The following is a 20,987-nucleotide window of genomic DNA, read 5'->3' as shown; positions in this document are numbered from 1 at the left end:
ACGATGTGGAACCGACTGTAATTCACTCCCACTCAATCGTCGCCGGCGGCTTCGACGACACGTCGTAGGTCACGCGGTTGATGCCGCGCACCTCGTTGATGATGCGGCTGGAGACCTTCTTGAGCAGGCTGTACGGCAGCTCGGCCCAGTCGGCGGTCATGAAGTCGCTGGTCTGCACGGCGCGCAGGGCGACGACGTAGTCGTAGGTGCGGCCGTCGCCCATCACGCCCACGCTCTTGACCGGCAGGAACACGGCAAACGCCTGGCTGGTCAGGTCGTACCAGCTCTTGCCGGTGGCGGGGTCGACGGTGTTGCGCAGTTCCTCGATGAAGATCGCGTCGGCGCGGCGCAGCAGGTCGGCGTATTCGCGCTTGACCTCGCCCAGGATGCGCACGCCCAGGCCGGGGCCGGGGAACGGGTGGCGGTAGACCATCTCGTGCGGCAGGCCGAGCGCCACGCCCAGCTCGCGCACCTCGTCCTTGAACAGCTCGCGCAGCGGCTCGAGCAGCTTCAGGCCCAGCGTCTCGGGCAGGCCGCCGACGTTGTGGTGGCTCTTGATCGTGGTGGCCTTGCCGGTCTTGGCGCCGGCGGACTCGATCACGTCCGGGTAGATCGTGCCCTGCGCCAGCCACTTGGCGCGGGTGAGCTTGCGCGCCTCGGCCTGGAACACCTCGACGAACTCGCGGCCGATGATCTTGCGCTTGGCCTCGGGGTCGGCCACGCCCTTGAGGTGGCCCGTGAACTGCTCGCTCGCATCGACGTGCACCACCTTCACGCCCAGGTTGCGCGCGAACATGTCCATCACCATCTGGCCTTCGTTGAGGCGCAGCAGGCCGTGGTCGACGAACACGCAGGTGAGCTGGTCGCCGATGGCGCGGTGGATCAACGCCGCCGCGACGCTGGAATCGACGCCGCCGGACAGGCCCAGGATCACTTCCTCGTCGCCCACCTGCTCGCGGATCTTCTGCACCGCCTCGCTGATGTAGTCGCCCATCACCCAGTCGGGTTTGGCGCCGCAGATCTGCAGCACGAAGCGGTTGAGGATGTCGCGGCCCTTGACCGTGTGCGTCACCTCGGGGTGGAACTGCACGCCGTAGAAGCGGCGCGCCTCGTCGGCCATGCCGGCGATGGGGCAGCTCGGGGTGCTGGCCATCAGCTTGAAGCCCGGCGGCAGCTCGGTGACCTTGTCGCCGTGGCTCATCCACACCTTCAGCATGCCGTGGCCTTCGGGCGTGGTGAAGTCGGCAATGTCCTTCAGCAGCGCGGTGTGGCCATGGGCGCGCACCTCGGCATAGCCGAACTCGCGCTTGTGGCCGCCCTCGACCTTGCCGCCCAGCTGGGTCGCCATGGTCTGCATGCCGTAGCAGATGCCCAGCACCGGCACGCCCAGCTCGAACACCACCTGCGGGGCACGGTCGGTGCTTTCCTCGTAGACGCTGGCGTGGCTGCCGGAAAGGATCACGCCCTTCAGGTGGCCGTCACGCGCGTAGTCGCGCACCCAGTCGTCGGTCACGTCGCAGGGGTGCACCTCGCAGTACACGTGGGCCTCGCGCACGCGCCGCGCGATGAGCTGGGTGACCTGGGAGCCGAAGTCGAGGATGAGGATCTTGTCGTGCACGGTGTACACCTGAGTCTGGAAAAGGAAAAGGCAGCACCGGAGCAGGTGCTGCCTGGGCGTCGGTGAAAGCCGGAATCACTCCACGCGGTAGTTCGGCGCTTCCTTGACGATCTGCACGTCGTGGACGTGGCTCTCGCGGATGCCGGCCGCGGTGATCTGGACGAACTCGGCCTTGGTGCGCATCTCCTCGATGCTGGCGCAGCCGCAGTAGCCCATCGCCGCGCGCAGGCCGCCGGCCATCTGGTACAGGATGGTGACCAGCGCCCCCTTGTACGGCACCCGGCCTTCGATGCCCTCGGGCACCAGCTTGTCGGCATTGGGGTTGGTGGACTCGTCGTTTTCCTGGAAGTAGCGGTCGGCCGAGCCGGCCTTCATCGCGCCGATCGAGCCCATGCCGCGGTAGCTCTTGTAGCTGCGGCCCTGGTACAGGATGACCTCGCCCGGGGCTTCCTCGGTGCCGGCGAACATGCCGCCCATCATCACCGTGTGGGCGCCGGCCGCGATGGCCTTGGCGATGTCGCCGGAGTAGCGGATGCCGCCGTCGGCGATCAGCGGCACGCCGGTGCCGGCCAGCGCGGTGGCGACGTTGTCGATCGCGGTGATCTGCGGCACGCCCACGCCCGCGACGATGCGGGTAGTGCAGATCGAGCCGGGGCCGATGCCGACCTTGACCGCGTCGGCGCCCGCCTCCACCAGGGCCAGCGCGGCCGCGCCGGTGGCGATGTTGCCGCCGATCACCTCGACCTGCGGGTAGTGCTGCTTGACCCAGCGCACGCGCTCGAGCACGCCCTTGCTGTGGCCGTGGGCGGTGTCGACCACGATCACGTCGACGCCGGCCTTGACCAGCAGGTCGATGCGTTCCTCGGTGCCTTCACCGACGCCCACCGCGGCGCCGACGCGCAGCTTGCCGTGCGCATCGCGCGCGGCGTTGGGGAAGTTGGTCTGCTTGGTGATGTCCTTGACCGTCATCAGGCCGCGCAGCTCGAAGTCGTCGTTGACGACCAGCACGCGCTCCAGGCGGTGCTTGTGCATCAGGGCCTTGCCCTCTTCCAGCGAGGCACCTTCCTTGACCGTGACCAGGCGCTCGCGCGGGGTCATGATCTCGCGGATCGGCAGATCCAGGCGGGTCTCGAAGCGCAGGTCGCGGCCGGTGACGATGCCGACCACCTTCTTGCCCTCGAGCACCGGGAAGCCCGAGACGCCGTGTTCCTGCGACAGCTCCTTGACCGCGCGCACGGGCATGTCCGGCGTGACCGTGATCGGGTCGCGCAGGATGCCGGACTCGTAGCGCTTGACCTTGGAGACCTCGGCCGCCTGCTGCTTGGGGCTGAGGTTCTTGTGGATGATGCCGATGCCGCCTTCCTGGGCCATCGTGATGGCCAGGCGGGATTCCGTGACGGTGTCCATGGCGGCGGACACCAGCGGCAGGTTCAGCGTGATGTTGCGGGTGAGTCGGGTGGCGAGGGACGTGTCGCGGGGCAACACTTGGGAGTACGCCGGCACCAACAACACGTCGTCGAAGGTGAGCGCTTTACCGAGCAGGCGCATTCGAGAAGCTCCAGACGCAAAAGCGGATTATATGTAGCCGCCGGCCGGCCCGGGGGCTCGCCCGCACCGCGTGCCGGGCCTATCGGGCCGCCGGCAAACCGTGCGATCGGTCACACCCGGCGCGCGGGGCCGGGGCCGCCCCCTTGGTGAGGCCGCAAGGCGGCCGCTACACTGCGCCGCATGAAATTTGCGTCACTTCGCCTGTTGCCCGCCGGGATCTGCCTTGCCCTGGGCCTGGCAGCCGCCCTGCCCGCCGCCGCGCAGTGGAAATGGAAGGATGCTGCCGGCAAGGTGCAGTACAGCGACCGCCCGCCGCCCGCCAGCGTGCCGGACAAGGACATCCTGCAGCGCCCGGCGCACAGCCGCGCCCTGCCGCCGCCCCCGCCGGCTGCGGCCTCCGCGGCCGAGGACGCCGCGCTCAAGCCCGCCGCCCCCACGGTGGACAAGGAGCTGGAAGCCCGGCGCAAGAAGGAAGAGGAAGAGCAGCAGGCCAAGCGCAAGGCGGAGGAAGAACGCCTGGCCCAGGCGCGCGCCGAGAACTGCGCCCGTGCCCGCAGCTACGAGCAGACGCTGGCCAGCGGCGTGCGCATCGCCCGCACCAACCAGAAGGGCGAGCGCGAGATCCTGGACGACCAGGAACGCGCCAAGGAAATGGCGCGCGTGCGCGAGATCATCCAGGCCGACTGCGACTGAACACCGCGCCCTGCGGCTTGCTTCCCGACGGGCCGGCACGCTGGCCCGTTTGCATGTCAGGCACCGTCAGCCGCGGCCGGCGGCCGCCTTGCGCTGCCGGTGGTCGCGGTAGCGCAGCCGGCGCGCCTCCTTGGGGTCCACCGTCAGCGGCCGGTAGATCTCGACCCGGTCGCGGTCGCGCAGCGGCTGGCTCAGTGGCTTGACCTTGCCCCAGATCCCGACGCGCTGCGTCGCCAGGTCGATCTCGGGATGGCGGCCGAGCACCCCGCTGGCGCGCACCGCGTGCAGGATGGTCGAGCCCGGGGCCAGCTCGAGCGCGACGATGTCCGGCGCCCCGCCCTGCGGCACGTAGGCCACCTCGACGCGCAGCGTGTCAGCGCTCGCCATAGACCTGTGCGGCACGCTTGACGAAGGAGTCGACCAGCGTGTTGGCGATGCGGTCGAACACGGGGCTGACCAGCGCCTGCAGCGTGCCGCTGGAGAACGCATAGCGCAGGTCCAGCTCGACCTTGCTGGCCGGCGGCCCGGAGACGCCGCTGCCGATCGGCGTGAAGCGCCATTCCCCCTCGAGCAGCGAGAACGGGCCGTCGACCAGCTTGACGACGACCAGCTCGCCGGGCACGTGGGTGTTACGGGTGGTGAAGGCGTGGTGCAGGCCGGCGTAGGACAGGTGCAACCTGGCGGTCATCTGCCCTTCGCTCGACTCCAGCACCTCGGCCTTGTCGCACCAGGGCAGGAATTGCGGATAGTCCTGCACCCGGGTCACCAGCTCGTACATCTCCTGGGCCGAATACCACAGCAGGACCGACTTCTTGACGTGCTTCATAGAATGCGGGGATTTTAGGGCCGCGTCACGAAGCGCCCGCCTCAACCAAAGACGACCTCATGTCCATTGCAGAAAACAGAAGAGCGCGTTTCGAGTACCACATCGAAGAGCGCTTCGAAGCCGGCATCGTGCTGGAAGGTTGGGAGGTCAAGGCCATCCGCGCCGGACAGGTCCAGCTCACCGACGGCTACGTGGTGATCCGCGACGGCGAGCTGTACCTGATCGGCTGCCGCATCAACGCGCTGCGCACCGCCTCGACCCACGTGCGTCCCGAGGCCGACCGCACCAAGAAGCTGCTGATGAAGAAGGACGAGATCCGGCGGCTGATCGGCAAGGTCGAGCAGCGCGGCTACACGCTGGTGCCGCTGAGCATGTACTACAAGAACGGCCTCGTGAAGGTCGAGATCGCGCTCGCCAAGGGCAAGCAGCTGCACGACAAGCGCGAGACCGAAAAGAAACGCGACTGGGAGCGGGAAAAAGGTCGGCTGATGAGACACAAGGTCTCATCGAACCCGAAGGGGTGACCCGCGCCGGCAGGTCGAAACGGTCCTTTCGGCGAAACAGACAGGCGCGCCCCGTGGACCACGAGGCGCCGTCAACCAAGGACGGTCAGAGCGCGCCCAGGGCCTGTTCCAGGTCGGCGATCAGGTCCTCGGTGCGCTCCAGCCCGATGCACAGGCGCACCAGCGTGCCGGCCACCGGCGCCTCGAAGGCGCGCATCGCCTGGATCGGGTACGGCACGACCAGGCTCACCGGCCCGCCCCACGAATACCCGATGCGGAACAGCCGCAGCGCATCGACGAAGCGGTCCACCGCCGCCGCGTCGTGGCGCGGCTGGAACGCGATCGACAGCAGCCCCGCCGCCGCGCTGCATTGCGCGGCCCAGTGCTCGTGCCCCGGCGAGCCGGGCAGCGCCGGGTGCAGCACGCGCGCGACCTCGGGGCGCTGTTGCGCCCAGGCCGCGATGCGGCGCGCCGAGGCGTCCTGCGCGTGGTAGCGCAGGTGCAGGCTGGGCAGCGAACGCAGCACCAGCTCCGCGTCGTTGGCGCCCACGCCCAGGCCGAAGCGGCTGTGCGTCATCATGATGCGCTCGTGCAGCGCGCGGTCCACCGTGGTGACCGCCCCCATCAGCACGTCGCCGCCGCCCGAGGGGTACTTGGTCAGCGCGTGGATGGACACGTCCACGCCCAGCCCCTCGCCGAGGTCGAACGGGCGGAACGCGATGCCCGCGCCCCAGGTGTTGTCCAAAGCCACCGTCACGCCGCGCTCGCGCGCTGCGGCCACCAGGCCGCGCAGGTCCGGGAACTCCAGCGTCACCGAGCCGGCCGCCTCCAGCCACACCAGCCGGGTGCGCTCGCCGATCGCCGCGCGCAGCGCCCCGGCCCCGCCCATCGGGTCGTAGATGCGGTGCGTGATGCCGTACTGCGCCAGCTCGTGCACCGCGAGGTCGCGGCTCGGGCCGTAGACGTTGTCCGGCAGCAGCACCTCGTCGCCCGCGCGCAGCAGCGACAGGTTGACCAGCATGATCGCGGCCAGCCCGCTGCTGACCAGCAGCGTGTGGCGCCCGCCTTCCAGCGTGGCGATGCGCTCTTCCAGCGTGAAGGTGGTCGGCGTGCCGTGCAGGCCGTAGGTGTAGCCGGACTTGTCCTTCCAGGTGCGCGCGCGCATCGCGGCCACGTTGGGAAAGAACACGGTCGAGCCCTTGTGCACGCCGACCACGGGCGACTCGAAGCCCTCCGGCGCGCGGTACGGGTGGTGGATCAGCCCGGTGCGCGGGTCGCGGTCGTCCTGCGTCATACCGGCACCCCCACCAGGTCATGCCCCTCGGCCGCGACGATGCGCGCGCGGGTGAACTCGCCCACCTTGAGCGTCTTGGACAGCTTCTCGGGCGGCAGCAGGCGCACCGTGCCGTCGATCTCCGGCGCGTCGGCGTAGCTGCGCCCCACCCCGCCCTTGCGGCCCATCGCGGGGGCGGCGTCGACCAGCACCTGCATGACCGAGCCCACGCGGCGCTGCAGGCGCGCGACCGAGACCTCCTCGGCCACCGCCATGAAGCGCGCGCGGCGTTCCTCGCGCACCTCGTCGGGCAGCGCGCCGGGCAGCTCGTTGGCCGCGGCGCCGTCCACCGGCGAGTAGGCGAAGCAGCCGGCGCGGTCGATGCCGGCCTCGCGGATGAAGTCCAGCAGGTACTCGAACTCGGCCTCGGTCTCGCCCGGAAAGCCGGCGATGAAGGTGCTGCGGATCACCAGCTCCGGGCAGATCTCGCGCCAGCGGCGGATGCGCTCCAGGTTCTTCTCGCCGCTGGCCGGGCGCTTCATGCGCTTGAGCACGTCCGGATGCGCGTGCTGGAACGGCACGTCCAGGTAGGGCAGGATGCGGCCGCTGGCCATCAGCGGCAGCACCTCGTCGACGTGCGGATAGGGATAGACGTAGTGCAGCCGCACCCAGGCGCCGTGCTGCTCGGCCAGATCGCCCAGCGCCTGCACCAGGTCCAGCATGCGGGTGCGCACCGGGCGCCCGTTCCAGAAGCCGGTGCGGTACTTGACGTCCACGCCGTAGGCACTGGTGTCCTGGCTGATCACCAGCAGCTCCTTGACGCCCGACTCGAACAGCCGCTGCGCCTCGTTGAGCACGTCGCCCACGGGGCGCGAGACCAGGTCGCCGCGCATGCCGGGGATGATGCAGAAGGTGCAGCGGTGGTTGCAGCCCTCGCTGATCTTCAGGTAGGCGTAGTGCTTCGGGGTGAGCTTGATGCCCGCCGGGGGCACCAGGTCGACGAACGGGTCGTGCGGCTTGGGCACGTGGCGGTGCACCGCCTCCATCACCTCGTGGGTCGCGTGCGGGCCGGTGACGGCAAGCACCTTCGGATGGACCTGCTGGACCAGGTTCTCGCCGCCCTCGCCGGTGCGCGCGCCCAGGCAGCCGGTGACGATCACCTTGCCGTTCTCGGCCAGCGCCTCGCCGATGGTGTCCAGGCTTTCCTTGACCGCGTCGTCGATGAAGCCGCAGGTGTTGACGATGACGAGGTCGGCGCCCTCGAAGGTGCGCGAGGTCTGGTAGCCCTCGGCGCTCAGCTGGGTGAGGATCAGCTCGGAATCGGTCAGCGCCTTGGGGCAGCCCAGGCTCACGAAGCCGATCTTGGGAGCGGTGCCCGCCTGGGGCGCCGCCGTGGAGGTGTCTTGCGTCATGGGGCGGGATTTTCGCCGATCCGGCCCCGCCCTATGGCGCACGAGGCCGCCGCTAGCGCTTGCCGCCGGGCGGGAAGCCGCCGAAGCCGGGCATCAGCGATTCGGCCTGCTTCTGCATCTGCTCCTGCATCTGCACGAACATGTTCTTGGACTGCTCCAGGTAGCTGGCCATCAGCCCCTGCATCATCGGCGCCTGCACGCTCATGAACTGCGTCCACATCTCGGGGTTCAGCCCCTTGGGGTCGTACAGGCCCTTGGACTGCTCGGCAAAGCGCGACTGCATCTCGATGAAGGCCTGGATGGTCTTCTCGAGGTAGGTGCCCATCAGGCCCTGCATCGTGTGACCGTAGAACCGGATGATCTGCGCCAGCATCGGCGTGGTGAACATCGGCATGCCGCCGGTCTCTTCCTCGAGGATGATCTGCAGCAGGATGCTGCGCGTCAGGTCCTCGTTGGTCTTGGCGTCGCGCACGACGAACGGCTGGCCGTCCAGCACCATCTGCTTGACGTCGGCCAGGGTGATGTAGCTGCTGGTCTGGGTGTCGTAGAGCCGGCGGTTGGGGTACTTCTTCAGGGTTCGCACATCCTGGGAATCCGCACCTGCTTGCGCGGCGGCCCCGGGGCGTCTGGCTCTTGCCATGGGAATCTCCAGTCACATCGGCGTTGTGCAGAGCACAATGGACCATTCTAGGGGTGGGGGTACTGGCGCTTGCAGAAGGGTTTCCCCCGGTGCGGCGGTGGTCCGCCCGCCAATCGCACAGGGGCGCGCGTCGTGATGTAATCGCCCTTCGTCATCCGGTACACCCACCGGCCCCGAGAGGGAGGACCCATGCCCTACATGCTGTTGATCATGGAGCCGCCCGGCCAGAGGCTCACGAGGACCGAGGCCGAAGGGCGCGAAACCTATGCCGCGATGCGGCGCTTCGGCGAGGACCTGCAGCGCCGCGGCCTGCTGGTCGCCAGCGAGTCGCTCGCCTCGGCGTCGACCCGTATCACCGTGCGCAACGGCAAGCCGCAGACGCTGGACGGCCCGTTTGCCGAGGCCAAGGAGATGGTCGGCGGCTTCTTCCTGCTGAACTGCGAGACTCGCGAGGAAGCGCTGCGCATCGCCGCCGAGTGCCCGGCCGTGCACTGGTGCACCATCGAGGTCCGGCAGGTGGCGCCCTGCTACATGTAGGCGCGCCGTCCACCCCCGTCGCGGCTGTCGAAATCCGCCCCGTTGCTTCGTCGTCTCCCTGACGGCTCCGCCCACCCGGGCGGGGCGCCACACCGAGGGGAACGAGATGCGCTTCATCATCATCGTCAGGGCCCATGCCGCACGCGACGCCGGGGTGCCGCCCGAGGAGGAGCTCGCCATGGCCCGCTATCACGCCGAACTGACCCGCGCCGGCGTGCTGCTCGACGCCTCCGCCCTGCAGCCGGGCGACCCGGGCTGGCGGCTGCGCTACGAGCACGGGCACCGCACCGTGATCGACGGGCCCGTGGCCGGCGCAGAAGCCCGCATCACCCGCTACGCCCTGATCCAGGTGCGCTCGCGCGAGGAAGCACTCGAATGGGCGCGGCGCTGCCCGGCTCCGGGCGGCAGCGCCGAGATCGAGGTGCGCCAGCTGTGCGACCCTGACGAGGCGGTGCCCCCGCCCCCTCGGGACGCCTCGGGGGCGGCCGCACACCGCGTGGGAGGCTGAGCCCATGCCGACCCCCACCCACCGCGCCATCGAAGCCGTCTGGCGCATCGAGGCCGCGAAGATCATCGCCGGCGTGGCGCGCCTGGTGCGCGACGTCGGCCTGGCCGAGGAGCTGGCGCAGGATGCGCTGGTGGCCGCGCTCGAGCACTGGCCGCGCACCGGCGTGCCGGACAACCCCGGCGCCTGGCTGATGACCACCGCGAAGCACCGCGCGCTCGACCACCTGCGGCGCGACAAGCTGCTCGCCGACAAGCACCAGCAGATCGGCCATGAGCTGGAGGCGATGGAGGCCCTGGTCGTGCCCGACTTCGTCGACGCGCTGGACGAGGCCCGTGCCGACCAGATCGGCGACGACCTGCTGCGCCTGATCTTCACCGCCTGCCATCCGGTGCTGTCGACCGACGCGCGCGTGGCGCTGACCCTGCGGCTGCTGGGCGGGCTGACCACCGCCGAGATCGCGCGCGCCTTCCTGGTGCCGGAACCCACCGTCGCGCAGCGCATCGTGCGGGCCAAGCGCACGCTCACCGCCGCGCGCGTGCCGTTCGAGCTGCCGCAAGGCGCCGCGCTGCACGAACGGCTGGAGTCGGTGCTGGAGGTGATCTACCTGATCTTCAACGAGGGCTACACCGCCACCGCCGGCGACGACTGGATGCGCCTGGACCTGTGCAACGAGGCGCTGCGGCTGGGCCGCGTGCTGGCCGGGCTGGCCCCGGAGGAAGGCGAGGTGCACGGGCTGGTCGCGCTGATGGAGCTGCAGGCCTCGCGGCACGCGGCGCGCGTCGATGCCGCCGGCCGGCCCGTGCTGTTGCTGGAGCAGGACCGCAGCCGCTGGGACCGCCTGCTGATCCGCCGCGGGCTGGCCGCGCTCGAACGCGCCGAGTCGCTCGGGCCGCTCGGCCCCTACGGCCTGCAGGCCGCGATCGCCGCCTGCCATGCGCGCGCGCAGGCGCCCGAGGAGACCGACTGGCACACCATCGTCGCGCTGTACGACGCGCTCGCGCAGGTGGCGCCCTCCCCGGTGGTCGAGCTCAACCGCGCGGTGGCCGTGAGCATGGCCTTCGGCCCCGCCGCTGCCCTGGAGATCGTCGACCGCATGCGCGGCGAGCGCGCGCTGCAGAACTACCAGTGGCTGCCCAGCGTGCGCGGCGACCTGCTGGCCCGGCTGGGCCGCACCGACGAGGCCCGCGCGGAGTTCGAACAGGCCGCCGCGCTGGCGCGCAACCAGCGCGAACGCGAGCTGCTGCTGGCACGCGCGCAGGCGCTGGCCGCACCACCCGGCCCGCGCGGCTGAGCCCAGCACAGCCCGGCATCCACAGCGTTTGTGGAAGGGCCTGTGGAGAACTTGTCGACACCGCGCGCGGCCCCAGCAACGGCGCGGGCGCCCGTCAGACTGCCGTCAAATTGAGCAGGTCGCGCGCGTGGCGCACGCCTGGCACCCGGGCCACAATAGGCCCCTCGCGTCCCCCGGGACGCGGACCTCCCGAGGGCACGACGTGCGCGACCTGATCGACTTCACTTCCTGGCAAGGCCTGCTGACCACGGTGCTGGGACTGGCGCTGTTCTCGCTGATCGCGGTCAGCATCCGCCTGGTGCTGATGCAGACGGTGCAGCAGCGCCGCGAACGGCAGAACCGCCAGATCAACGAACGCCTGCGCACGCTGATCGCCGCCTACAAGACGCTGGGCGGCTCGTTCACCGGCGAGCTGACGGTCGATCCGCAGCACCTGCGCGAACTGCGCCGCCTGGAAGCGGCCGAAGCCGCCGACGAAGCGACGACCCCCAGCTACAGCTCCGAGCGCACCCGGCGCACCCGCGACGCGGTGGAAGCGGCGCTGTCCGACGTGATCCTGCTCGGCACCGCGGAACAGGTCGAGCTGGCCGCCAAGGCCGCGCAGGACATGGTCGCCGGTCGCCGCATCGAGACCGCGGCGCTGGTGGTGTCGCTGCGCGACTTCATCCGCGAGGTGCTGGACCTCGACCCCATCCCGGCGCACGTGAGCGTGCCGCCTCAGGGCCCGCTGCGGCCCGCCGGTGGCGGCAGCCGCGGCGGTGGCGGCGCGCCCGGCGGACGGGCTGGAGGCGGTGGAGGGGGTGGCGGTGCCGGCGCGGCCGGCGGCGGCACGGGCGCCCTCTACGGCATGCGCTCGGACGGCACCGACATCGACGCGTCCCGGCCCTGACCCCGGGCGGGGCGCTTTCGTTCTCTGCCTCACCCCTCGCGGTCGAAGCAGAACCCGCTGTAGTGCTCGACGTCGTAGCCGTCCTCGCACGGCAGGTGCAGCGACTTGCCCGGGTTCTGCCATTCGTCGCGCTTCACGTAGCCGCGTGCGCGCACCTCGTCGATGAAGCGCTCGCGCGCCTGCACGCGGTAGGCGCAGAACGCGGTGCCGATGCTGTTGAGCGTGAAGAACGCGCGCGAGTCGTGGATCGGCGTGAGGTTGACGACGATGCGCCGCGGCTTGGTCGCCAGGCGATCGAGCAGTTCCGCCAGCGTGAGCGGCAGGTACTGCAGGCTGCCCGAGGCGAACAGGACCTCGTGCCGCGCCGCCTCGTCGTAGTCCTCGGTGAAGTGCAGCCGGCCGTCCGGGTCGCGCACGCGCGCCAGCTCCCGGCCGCGGCGCACCACCGCCGGCACGTCGCACACCGTCCAGCGCAGCCCGGGCGGGAACCCGATCACCCGGCGGAACGCGTAGTACTTGACACCCAGGTGCCCACCCAGGTCCAGCACCGACTGCAAGCCTTCGTGGAACGACTGGTTGAGCCAGAACACCGCCGGGTAGTCGTGCGGCGTGATCGTGCTGGCGTACGGGATGTTGGCCGAATCGTCGTTGTCGTAGCCCAGCGGCCGCGACTTCGGCGCGCTGGCCGCCGCGGCGTCGAAGCTGTCAAAAATGCCGAAAAAAAGGTTGTCGTCGACGTTGTTGAGGAAACGCGAGACGTAGCGCCGCTTCGCCACGGACCTCAAGCCAGGGACGGTTTTCCAGCGCCCCACGTTGCGATCGATGGACTCCAGCCAGTTCATGCCCAGACCCTCCCCGAGTGAACGCCTGCCGATCCGCCGCCGATGGGCTGCGGACACGACACCCGCCGCGGCCCCTGACCCGGCCGGGCGGTACCGGCAGCGCATCGAACCCGCTCGGCAACCGGCGTGCCCGAAGGCCCCTGGGGACGCCCTGTCCGTGCGTGCCGCCACGCCTACGCGGCAAGTCGACGCTGCTCCAGGTCATCGCCGGCCATCTCGCCCCGCTGGGCGGCACGTGCAGGACGCTGGCCCGCTGCGTCCACCTGGACCAGCGGCTGGCCACCCTGGACCCACGGCGCCCGGTGCTCGTGCAGTTGCAGGAGGCCCGCCCCACGGCGTCCGAAGCGGAGCTGCGCATGCGCCTCGCGCAACTGGGGCTGGACGCCCGCCAGGTCGCGCGCCCCAGCGGCGCCCTGGCCGGCGGCGAACGCCTCAAGGCGGCGCTGGCCTGCATCCTCTACGCCGACCCGCCGCCGCAGCTGTTGCTGCTGGACGAGCCCGGCAACCACCTCGACCTGCCACCCTGGAGGCCCTCGAAGCCCTGCTGCGCCACGACCGTGGGGCGCTGGTCGCGGTGTCGCACGACGACGTGTTCCTGGACCGGCTGGCGCTGACCGACCGGCTGCAGGCCGGCGCCGACGGATGGCGGCTGCAACCCTGGCAAGCCACCGGCTTGACTCTGGAGTGACTACAGGGTTTGCAATCCCGGCATCGTTTCCGGCCCGCCCCAGGAGGTTCACCGATGAGCGCACCCCGACGACCTGCCCCGTCTGCCTTCGAAGCAACCGTTTTCGAGGCGCTGCTGCACGGCGCACGCACCGCCCCGGAGACGGCGCTGCGCTGGCGCTTCCTGGAGGCCGCCCACGTGGTCGGCCAGCGCCACTTCGTGCCGCACGTCCGGACGCACTGGGCGATGCTGGTGCTGGCCCTGCGCACCCGGGACGGGCGCGAAGCCGTCGGCCAGCTTGCGCGGCTGCTGCTCACCCCGCTGGGTCACCTGAGCGGGCGCCTGCCCCTGGGCAACCCGGGACGCGCAACGGTCGGCGCCTTCCAGCCCATGCCGGTGCGGGCCGACCTGGCCGCGCTGATCGAGCAGGTGCGCGCCGCCGTCGCATGACGCGGGGCGACGTGGGCGCCGTCGCCAGCCGCGGCCCCCGCCCGGGTCAACGCCCGAGCAGCAAGCGACGGATCACCTCGGCGCGCTCCTCGCTCAACGTCCGGCGCTGGATGCCCAGCGGGACGGTGCGCAGCGCCAGTGCCCGGTACAGGGCCTGCGCCTCGGGATCGAAGGCGCCAAGCGCGTCGAGGTGCTTCTGCACCGTGCCGGCGTCCCCGCGCACGACGCAGCCGCCCATGCCTCCGGCCAGCCCGGCGTCACCGACGGCCGACAGGGTCCCGTGCAGCAGCGGCAACAGCGCACGCAATGCCTCGGCCGCCGAGGCGCCGAAGCGCTGCCACAGCGCCACCGCCTCGGCCAGCAGCGCGATGAGGAACGGGCCCACGTAGTACGCGGACGCGTGGTAGAGCGCCCGGTCGCCCGCAGGGACGCGGATCGGGTGGCAGCCGATGGCCTGCGCCATCTCCTCCAGGGCCTCGAGCAGCGGGCCCTCGGCCTCGATGCCGACCACGCAGCCGGCCAGCCCCTGCAGCGCGACCTGGGGATTCGCGAACATCTGGAGCGGATGGAACCCGCCGGTGAGCCCTCCCGCCTCCCGCGCCTTGCGCAGCGCCGCCACCTCGGTTGCGCCGCTGCAGTGCACCACCCACTGGCCCGGTCGCCACTGCAGCGACGACGCGAGCGGCCCGATCGCGTCGTCGGACACCGTGACCCAGACGAAGTCCACCCCGTCGACCACCTCCTGGGGATGCGCTTGCACGCGAAGCCCCGGCACTTCCCCGGCCATCCGCGCCGACGTGTCGGCCGAACGACTCCACGCCAGCTGCACCCTGAATCCCGCCCGCGAGTACGCCATCGCGAGCGTGCGCCCCACCCTGCCGCACCCGAGGAACCCGAGGGTCCGGTCACGAGGCGAGGCATCCGGCAAGGACAAGGCGGGCGGCATCGACATGGCAGGGAAGCTCGTTGAAGGTGAAAGACGGGACGGCAGGTGGCGTTCCCGGGACGCTGCGCCGCTGCCCTCGGCACAGGGAGCGGCAGGCCTGCCAGGCAGCATGTTCGTGCCGGCAGGCGTCCCGGCAGGCGCAAGGAGTCCCTGCGTTCCTTGGCGTGACTGTGGCGCAAGCGCGGCAGGACTGGCATGAAGATTCATCCAGCGGCCCATTCCGCCCGGACATCCGGCCCGACGCAGGCGAGGCGGCGGCACAGGCCGCACCAGCCTCCTTCGTGCCGGGGAAGGCACCAAGCGCAAGGCGAAGGACGAGGCTGGCGGGGGCGAACTGCGGGGCGCAGCGGGAAATGCCGCCCCGGAAAAGGCAACGGGTCAGCAGCTTGTGACTGCTGACCCGTCTCGAATGAATGGTCGGGGTGGCGGGATTCGAACTCGCGACCCCTTGCACCCCATGCAAGTGCGCTACCAGGCTGCGCTACACCCCGACGAAGCTCGAGATTATAAGATGAATTTCGTCACGTGACCAGCAGGCTGCGAATCGCGAGCAGTTCCTGTCGCACCTGCTCCATCGAGTACGGCACGACGGCCGCGCGCGCGGCCGTGGGGTTGGCCGCCAGCGCGGCCGCGGCGGCCGGCTCCTCGGGGGCGCCAGCCGGTGCGGCGTCGATGCCCGGGACGGGTTCCTCCGGGACCAGGGCCTCGCGCGGCAGCTCCTGCGCCGCGGCCGCCCGGTGCAGCCCCATCTCCGCGAGCCGGTTGCGGGCCCCGCTGATCGTGAAGCCCTGTTCGTAGAGCAGTTCGCGGATGCGCCGGATCAGCAGCACCTCGTGGTGCTGGTAGTAGCGCCGGTTGCCCCGGCGCTTCATCGGCTTGAGCTGCGTGAACTCCTGCTCCCAGTAACGAAGCACGTACGGCTTGACGCCACACAGCTCGCTGACCTCACCGATGGTGAAGTAGCGTTTGGCAGGAATGGCGGGGAGCGTTTTCTCCACTGAAATCAACGAGATCGAGCAAGGATGCTAAGACTTTACTCGAAGTCGTCACCGGCGGGAATGTCGCCTTGCACGACCGCCTTCAGCTTGTGGCTGGCGTGAAAGGTGACCACGTTGCGCGCCTTGATCGGGATCGCCTCCCCGGTGCGGGGGTTGCGCCCCGGCCGGGGCGCCTTGCGCCGGATCTGGAAGTTGCCGAACCCGGACAGCTTCACGTCCTCGCCCTGGACCAAGCTGGTGTGGATGATCTCGAAGAACGCCTCGACCATGTCCTTCGACTCGCGCTTGTTCAGCCCCAGTCGCTCGAACAGCAGGTCGGCCAGGTCCGCCTTGGTCAGGGTCGGCGTCTCGATCGACGGGAGTATTGCTCGGTCCATCACAGCTCCTCGAGGCTCAGCCACGCAGTCGGGCACCCAGCCGGGACACCAGTGTATCGACGATGGCCTGGATCGCGGCGTCGATGCGCTCGTCGGTCAGCGTCACGTTCTCGTCCAGCAGCTCGACCCGCAGCGCCACGCTGCGCTCGTCCAGCCCGATGTCGGCGGTCGCCGCCTTGGGCTTGTAGACGTCGAACAGGGTGACGTTGCGCACCAGCCCGCCGGTCGGCGCGGCCTGCACCGCCTCGATCAGCGCGTCGTGGCGCACCCGCTCGGAGACGATGAAGGCCAGGTCGCGCGTGACCGCCTGCAGGCGCGGGATGGGCCGGTAGGCCGGCACCGGGCGCCGCTGCAGGGCCTCGGCGTCCACCTCGAACACCACCGGCGCGTGGGCCAGCTCGTAGGCCTGGCGCCAGCGCGGGTGCAGCTCGCCGACATGGCCGACCACCTGGCCGTCCAGCTCGATCGCGGCGCAGCGCCCCGGGTGGAAGGCCGGGTGCTCGGCGGCGACGAAGCGCGGCTGCAGCGGCGCGAACAGCTGCTCCAGCTCGCCCTTGACGTCGTAGAAGTCGACCAGCCGGTCCTCCACGCCCCACTGCAGCGGCGCCGCCGGCCCGTAGGCCAGCCCGCAGACGCGCAGCGGCTGGCGCAGGCCGGCCACGGTGGTGTCGCTGTCGGCGACGCTGTCGTCGCGCAGGAACACCCGGCCCGCCTCGAACACCCGCACCCGGCTCGCCTTGCGCGCCAGGTTGAACTTCAGCACCTGCACCAGGCTGCCGATCAGCGACGAGCGCATCACGCTCAGCGAGCTGGCGATCGGGTTGAGCAGGCGGATCGGGTGGTCGTTGCCGGCGAAGTCGCGCTCCCAGCGCTCCTCGACGAAGCTGAAGTTGACCGTCTCCTGGTAGCCCAGCGCCGCGAGCGCCCGCCGCACCAGGTGCAGCCCGCGCTGCGACTCGGTGCGCACGCGCGGCTGGATCGGCCCGAGCGGCGCCGTGTCCGGCAGCTGCTGGTAGCCGATGATGCGGATCACTTCCTCGATCAGGTCTTCCTCGATCTGCAGGTCGAAGCGCCAGCTGGGCGGCGTGACGGTCAGCGTGCCGTCGCCCTCGGCGAACTCCAGGCCCAAGCGGCGGAACACGTCGGCGCACTGCGCCTGGGTGACCGGCATGCCGATCACCTTGGCGGCGCGCGCCACGCGCAGCGTCACGGGCTGGCGCTGCGGCACGTTGACGACCTGGTCGTCCATCGGGCCGGCCTCGCCGCCGCAGATCTCCAGCACCAGCTGGGAGATGCGCTCGATGTGCTCGACCGTCAGCGCCGGGTCCACCCCGCGCTCGAAGCGGTGGCCCGCCTCGGTCGAGAAGTTGTAGCGGCGCGAGCGCCCGGCCACGGCCTGCGGCCACCAGAACGCCGCCTCGACGTAGATGTTGCGGGTGTCGTCCGACACCGCGGTCGCGTCGCCCCCCATGATGCCGGCCAGCGACTCGACCTCCTTTTCGTCGGCGATCACGCCCACCTTGTCGTCCAGCTCGACGGTGTTGCCGTTGAGCAGCTTCAGGCGCTCGCCCTCGCGGCCCCAGCGCACGATCAGGCCGCCGTGGATCTTGTCGAAGTCGAAGATGTGCGACGGGCGGCCCAGCTCGAACATCACGTAGTTCGAGATGTCCACCAGCGCCGAGACCGAACGCTGCCCGCAGCGCTCCAGGCGCTCGACCATCCAGGCCGGGGTGCGCGCCTTGGGGTTGACGTTGCGGATCACGCGGCCCGAGAAGCGCCCGCACAGGTCAGGCGCCTCGATGCGCACCGGCAGGCGCGCGTCGTTGCTCACCGGCACCGGCGGGAAGGCCGGCTGCTTCAGCGGCGCGCCGGTCAGCGCCGACACCTCGCGCGCGACGCCGTAGACGCTCAGGCAGTGCGCCAGGTTGGGCGTGAGCTTGAGCGTGAACAGCACGTCGTCCAGCCTGAGGTACTCGCGCAGGTCGCGCCCCACGGGGGCGTCGTCCTCCAGGATCAGCAGGCCGCCGTGGTCGTCGGAGAGCTTGAGCTCGCGTGCCGAGCACAGCATCCCCTGGCTTTCGACGCCGCGCAGCTTGCCGAGCTTGATCCTGAACGGCTTGCCGTCCTCGCCGGGGGGCAGCTCCGCGCCCACCAGCGCGCACGGCACCTTGATGCCCGGGCGCACGTTGGGCGCGCCGCAGACGATGTTGAGGGTCTGGCCGGTGCCGGCGTCGACCTGGCAGACGTTCAGGCGGTCGGCGTTCGGGTGCTTGGCCACTTCCAGCACCTGCGCCACGACGACCTGCGAGAACGGCGGCGCGACCGGGCGCAGCTCCTCGACCTCCAGCCCTGCCATGGTCAGGACGTCGGCCAGCTCCTGCGTGCCGATCGGCGGATTGCAGAATTCACGCAACCACGATTCTGGGAATTGCATTTCGACTCCGGGGCTTCTTACTTGAACTGCGACAGGAAGCGCAGGTCACCGTCGAAGAACAGGCGCAGGTCATTGACGCCATAGCGCAGCATGGCCAGCCGGTCGATGCCGGAGCCGAAGGCAAAGCCGATGTAGCGCTCGGGGTCCAGCCCCATGTTGCGGATCACCTGCGGGTGCACCTGGCCGGAGCCCGAAACTTCCAGCCAGCGGCCCTTGAGCGGGCCGCTGTTGAACATCATGTCGATTTCGGCGCTGGGTTCCGTGAACGGGAAATAGCTCGGCCGGAAACGGATCTGCATGTCGTCGGTCTCGAAGAACTCCCGCAGGAAGCTCACGTAGACCGCCTTCAGGTCCTTGAAGCTGACATTCTCGCCTACCCACAGGCCCTCGACCTGGTGGAACATCGGCGAGTGGGTTGCGTCGCTGTCGACGCGGTAGGTCCGGCCCGGGGCGATGACGCGGATGTCCGGCATCGGCTTGCCGGCGTCGAGCAGCGCACGGTGGCGCTTGACGTGCTGCACCGCGTAGCGGATCTGCATCGGGCTGGTGTGCGTGCGCAGCAAGTGGCCGCCCTCGACGTAGAAGGTGTCGTGCATCGAGCGCGCCGGGTGGTCGGCCGGGGTGTTCAGCGCGGTGAAGTTGAACCAGTCGGCCTCGATCTCCGGGCCGTCGGCCACGTCGAAGCCCATCGAGCCGAAGATGGCCTCGATGCGCTCCATCGTGCGGATCACCGGGTGCAGGCCGCCAGTGCCGCGGGTGCGCCCGGGCAGCGTCACGTCCAGCGCCTCGGCCTTCAGCTGGGCCTGCAGCTCGGCCTCGGCCAGGGCCTGGCGGCGCTCGTTCAGCGCCGCTTCGACGCGCTGCTTGGCTTCGTTGATCGCCGCCCCGCGGACCTTCTTCTCCTCCGGCGGCAGGGCCGCCAGGCCTTTCAGAAGTTCGGTCAGGCGGCCGGCCTTGCCGAGATAGCGCGCCTTGGCGTTCTCCAGGTCGGCCGGGGTCGGCGCCTGCGAGAAGTCGGCAACGGCCTGGGAGACCAGTTGGTCGAGCTCGTTCATGCTGTTCGGTCGGCGCGGCCCGGGGGTCGCGCTGGTAACGATCAAATAAAAAAGGCCGCACCAGGTGTCGGCCTTGGACTGCTGCCCCGGTCTCCCGGGGGCATTGTGAGGGTCGGGCGCCGGGTGTTCAGGCCCGGACGCCCTCACGACGATCAAGCAGCGAGTTGAGCCTTCACCTTTGCAACGATGCTGCCGAAGGCAGCCGGGTCGTTCACGGCCAAGTCCGCCAGCACCTTGCGGTCGATGGCGATGGCAGCCTTCTTCAGGCCGTTCATGAACTTGCTGTAGGTGATGCCCTGCTCACGGACCGCGGCGTTGATACGGGCGATCCAGAGACGGCGGAACTCACGCTTCTTGGCACGGCGGTCACGATAGGCGTACTGGCCCGCCTTCATCACCGCCTGCTTGGCGACGCGGAATACGTTCTTGCGGCGGCCGCGGAAACCCTTGGCCAGGGCCAGCACCTTCTTGTGACGGGCGCGGGCGGTAACACCACGTTTGACGCGAGGCATGTCTTTTCTCCTTCAACCGTTGACGTTCGAACCGATGCTTACAGGCCCGCGAAGGGCATCATCTGGGCGATCTGGTTCAGGTTGGAGTCATGCACGTTGGCCGCGCCCCGCAGGTGGCGCTTGCGCGTCGTGGACTTCTTGGTGAGGATGTGGCGCTTGTAGGCCTGACCGCGCTTGACGGTGCCACCCGGACGAACGCGGAACCGCTTGGCCGCGCTCTTCTTGGTCTTCATTTTGGGCATGACTGCTCCTTCTTCGTTGTGCCCGTGAGGCGCCGCGAACCTTTCGCGGTCTTGCTGGCCCCGGGCCACTTGGCCCCGCCGTCGGCGACCAGACCGGCGGCAGGTGTCGGCTCCCGCAGGAGCCTTATTTCTTCTTCTTGGGCGCCAGCACCATGACCATCTGGCGGCCCTCGAGTTTCGGCATGTGCTCGACCACGCTGATGTCGGCGAGGTCATCGCGCACCCGCTCCAGGAGGCGCATGCCGATCTCCTGGTGGGTGATTTCCCGGCCGCGGAAGCGCAGGGTCACCTTGCCCTTGTCGCCATCCTCAAGGAAGCGGCGCAGGTTGCGCAGCTTGATCTGGTAGTCGCCCTCGTCCGTGCCCGGACGGAACTTCACTTCCTTGATGTCGATGACGTGCTGCTTGGCCTTGGCTTCGGCAGCGCGCTTCTGCTCCTGGTACTTGAACTTGCCATAGTCCATCAACCGGCACACCGGCGGATTGGCCGTAGGCGCAATCTCGACGAGATCCACGTCGTACTCGCCGGCCAGACGCAAGGCCTCCTGCAGGCTCACGATGCCGAGGGGCTCGTTGTCCGGACCGTTCAGCCGGACTTCCGGCGCGGTGATCTCCCGGTTCAGTCGATGCTTGCGCTCCACGTTCGGAGTGCGCCGATCCATGAAAGTAGCGATGGCTATGATCCTTCCGGGGTCCTGCCCCAACACACAAACACACGCGCCACGAC

Annotated in this window: 24 protein-coding genes and 1 tRNA gene; 8 read left to right on the top strand and 17 right to left on the bottom strand. The window is 69.9% G+C overall.

Going from position 1 to position 20,987, the window contains the following annotated elements; translation table 11 throughout:
* Nucleotides 1-22 precede the first annotated feature (22 nt).
* A complete protein-coding gene (gene guaA, locus IS481_RS08400) occupies nucleotides 23-1,618 on the bottom strand; it encodes a glutamine-hydrolyzing GMP synthase (RefSeq protein WP_104356641.1) in 1,596 nt (531 codons plus the stop codon).
* Nucleotides 1,619-1,693: 75 nt separating this feature from the next.
* Complete coding sequence (gene guaB / locus IS481_RS08395; protein ID WP_104356614.1) at nucleotides 1,694-3,166, bottom strand: IMP dehydrogenase; 1,473 nt, start codon at nucleotides 3,164-3,166, stop codon at nucleotides 1,694-1,696.
* A gap of 180 nt (nucleotides 3,167-3,346) precedes the next feature.
* Between guaB and IS481_RS08390 the strand changes: the two genes are divergently transcribed.
* On the top strand, nucleotides 3,347-3,859 hold the full coding sequence (locus tag IS481_RS08390) for a DUF4124 domain-containing protein (protein WP_104356613.1): 513 nt from the start codon (nucleotides 3,347-3,349) through the stop codon (nucleotides 3,857-3,859).
* 66 nt (nucleotides 3,860-3,925) lie between these two features.
* Here the strand turns inward: IS481_RS08390 and IS481_RS08385 are convergent, their stop codons facing one another.
* Both IS481_RS08385 and IS481_RS08380 read right to left on the bottom strand, forming a co-directional pair.
* Nucleotides 3,926-4,246, bottom strand: a complete 321-nt coding sequence (locus IS481_RS08385) for an RnfH family protein (RefSeq protein WP_104356612.1) — start codon at nucleotides 4,244-4,246, stop codon at nucleotides 3,926-3,928.
* A complete protein-coding gene (locus IS481_RS08380) occupies nucleotides 4,233-4,685 on the bottom strand; it encodes a type II toxin-antitoxin system RatA family toxin (RefSeq protein ID WP_104356611.1) in 453 nt (150 codons plus the stop codon). The genes IS481_RS08385 and IS481_RS08380 overlap by 14 nt, the downstream gene beginning before the upstream one ends.
* Before the next feature lie 11 nt (nucleotides 4,686-4,696).
* On the opposite strand from IS481_RS08380, the gene smpB reads away from it, so the two are divergent.
* Nucleotides 4,697-5,209: an SsrA-binding protein SmpB gene (gene smpB, locus IS481_RS08375; RefSeq protein WP_259371681.1), complete on the top strand. Its 513-nt coding sequence runs from the start codon at nucleotides 4,697-4,699 to the stop codon at nucleotides 5,207-5,209.
* Nucleotides 5,210-5,294: 85 nt separating this feature from the next.
* On the opposite strand, the gene IS481_RS08370 is transcribed toward smpB, so the two are convergent.
* The 3 genes from IS481_RS08370 to phaR are packed head-to-tail and all read right to left on the bottom strand — an operon-like array spanning nucleotide 5,295 to nucleotide 8,513.
* Nucleotides 5,295-6,482, bottom strand: a complete 1,188-nt coding sequence (locus tag IS481_RS08370; RefSeq protein ID WP_104356609.1) for a cystathionine beta-lyase — start codon at nucleotides 6,480-6,482, stop codon at nucleotides 5,295-5,297.
* Nucleotides 6,479-7,873: a 30S ribosomal protein S12 methylthiotransferase RimO gene (gene rimO, locus IS481_RS08365; protein ID WP_104356608.1), complete on the bottom strand. Its 1,395-nt coding sequence runs from the start codon at nucleotides 7,871-7,873 to the stop codon at nucleotides 6,479-6,481. The genes IS481_RS08370 and rimO overlap by 4 nt, the downstream gene beginning before the upstream one ends.
* 52 nt (nucleotides 7,874-7,925) lie before the next feature.
* Nucleotides 7,926-8,513, bottom strand: coding sequence for a polyhydroxyalkanoate synthesis repressor PhaR (gene phaR / locus IS481_RS08360; protein ID WP_104356607.1), 588 nt, complete (start codon nucleotides 8,511-8,513; stop codon nucleotides 7,926-7,928).
* Nucleotides 8,514-8,702: 189 nt separating this feature from the next.
* On the opposite strand from phaR, the gene IS481_RS08355 reads away from it, so the two are divergent.
* The 4 genes from IS481_RS08355 (at nucleotide 8,703) to IS481_RS08340 (ending at nucleotide 11,738) form a co-directional block, all read left to right on the top strand.
* On the top strand, nucleotides 8,703-9,050 hold the full coding sequence (locus IS481_RS08355) for a YciI family protein (RefSeq protein ID WP_104356606.1): 348 nt from the start codon (nucleotides 8,703-8,705) through the stop codon (nucleotides 9,048-9,050).
* A 106-nt stretch (nucleotides 9,051-9,156) separates the two neighbouring features.
* The gene (locus IS481_RS08350) at nucleotides 9,157-9,558 is read left to right on the top strand and encodes a YciI family protein (RefSeq protein WP_104356605.1); all 402 of its coding nucleotides are present in this window, start codon (nucleotides 9,157-9,159) and stop codon (nucleotides 9,556-9,558) included.
* A 4-nt stretch (nucleotides 9,559-9,562) separates the two neighbouring features.
* Entirely contained in the window at nucleotides 9,563-10,849 is a 1,287-nt protein-coding gene (locus IS481_RS08345) for an RNA polymerase sigma factor (protein ID WP_104356604.1), read from the top strand.
* A 202-nt stretch (nucleotides 10,850-11,051) separates the two neighbouring features.
* A complete protein-coding gene (locus IS481_RS08340; protein WP_104356603.1) occupies nucleotides 11,052-11,738 on the top strand; it encodes a hypothetical protein in 687 nt (228 codons plus the stop codon).
* A gap of 29 nt (nucleotides 11,739-11,767) precedes the next feature.
* Here IS481_RS08340 and IS481_RS08335 read toward each other — a convergent pair whose 3' ends face one another.
* Entirely contained in the window at nucleotides 11,768-12,580 is an 813-nt protein-coding gene (locus IS481_RS08335) for a TIGR04325 family methyltransferase (RefSeq protein ID WP_104356602.1), read from the bottom strand.
* 161 nt (nucleotides 12,581-12,741) lie between these two features.
* Between IS481_RS08335 and IS481_RS08330 the strand changes: the two genes are divergently transcribed.
* Nucleotides 12,742-13,194, top strand: a complete 453-nt coding sequence (locus tag IS481_RS08330; protein ID WP_419186823.1) for an ATP-binding cassette domain-containing protein — start codon at nucleotides 12,742-12,744, stop codon at nucleotides 13,192-13,194.
* Between the two features lie 128 nt (nucleotides 13,195-13,322).
* Nucleotides 13,323-13,697 carry a DUF3703 domain-containing protein gene (locus tag IS481_RS08325; RefSeq protein ID WP_104356601.1) on the top strand — a complete coding sequence of 125 codons (375 nt, stop codon included), beginning with the start codon at nucleotides 13,323-13,325 and terminating at the stop codon, nucleotides 13,695-13,697.
* Between the two features lie 46 nt (nucleotides 13,698-13,743).
* On the opposite strand, the gene IS481_RS08320 is transcribed toward IS481_RS08325, so the two are convergent.
* From IS481_RS08320 to infC, 9 genes are all read right to left on the bottom strand, one after another.
* Complete coding sequence (locus IS481_RS08320) at nucleotides 13,744-14,643, bottom strand: Rossmann-like and DUF2520 domain-containing protein (protein ID WP_104356640.1); 900 nt, start codon at nucleotides 14,641-14,643, stop codon at nucleotides 13,744-13,746.
* Nucleotides 14,644-15,057: 414 nt separating this feature from the next.
* Nucleotides 15,058-15,134 (bottom strand) — tRNA-Pro (locus tag IS481_RS08315).
* Nucleotides 15,135-15,164: 30 nt separating this feature from the next.
* Entirely contained in the window at nucleotides 15,165-15,641 is a 477-nt protein-coding gene (locus tag IS481_RS08310) for a MerR family transcriptional regulator (protein ID WP_104356600.1), read from the bottom strand.
* A gap of 35 nt (nucleotides 15,642-15,676) precedes the next feature.
* Complete coding sequence (locus IS481_RS08305) at nucleotides 15,677-16,018, bottom strand: integration host factor subunit alpha (protein WP_104356599.1); 342 nt, start codon at nucleotides 16,016-16,018, stop codon at nucleotides 15,677-15,679.
* Between the two features lie 16 nt (nucleotides 16,019-16,034).
* The gene (gene pheT / locus IS481_RS08300; protein WP_104356598.1) at nucleotides 16,035-18,452 is read right to left on the bottom strand and encodes a phenylalanine--tRNA ligase subunit beta; all 2,418 of its coding nucleotides are present in this window, start codon (nucleotides 18,450-18,452) and stop codon (nucleotides 16,035-16,037) included.
* A gap of 17 nt (nucleotides 18,453-18,469) precedes the next feature.
* Complete coding sequence (locus IS481_RS08295) at nucleotides 18,470-19,507, bottom strand: phenylalanine--tRNA ligase subunit alpha (protein WP_104356597.1); 1,038 nt, start codon at nucleotides 19,505-19,507, stop codon at nucleotides 18,470-18,472.
* A 152-nt stretch (nucleotides 19,508-19,659) separates the two neighbouring features.
* Complete coding sequence (rplT, locus tag IS481_RS08290) at nucleotides 19,660-20,019, bottom strand: 50S ribosomal protein L20 (RefSeq protein ID WP_104356596.1); 360 nt, start codon at nucleotides 20,017-20,019, stop codon at nucleotides 19,660-19,662.
* A gap of 38 nt (nucleotides 20,020-20,057) precedes the next feature.
* Nucleotides 20,058-20,261: a 50S ribosomal protein L35 gene (gene rpmI, locus IS481_RS08285; RefSeq protein ID WP_104356595.1), complete on the bottom strand. Its 204-nt coding sequence runs from the start codon at nucleotides 20,259-20,261 to the stop codon at nucleotides 20,058-20,060.
* Between the two features lie 124 nt (nucleotides 20,262-20,385).
* Nucleotides 20,386-20,922: a translation initiation factor IF-3 gene (gene infC / locus IS481_RS08280; RefSeq protein WP_104356594.1), complete on the bottom strand. Its 537-nt coding sequence runs from the start codon at nucleotides 20,920-20,922 to the stop codon at nucleotides 20,386-20,388.
* Nucleotides 20,923-20,987 lie beyond the last annotated feature (65 nt).

Source organism: Caldimonas thermodepolymerans (assembly GCF_015476235.1).
GTDB classification, from domain to species: Bacteria; Pseudomonadota; Gammaproteobacteria; order Burkholderiales; family Burkholderiaceae_C; genus Caldimonas; species Caldimonas thermodepolymerans.
The sequence above is the reverse complement of the archived record's forward strand: the minus strand, read 5'-3'. Positions and strand labels throughout refer to the sequence as shown.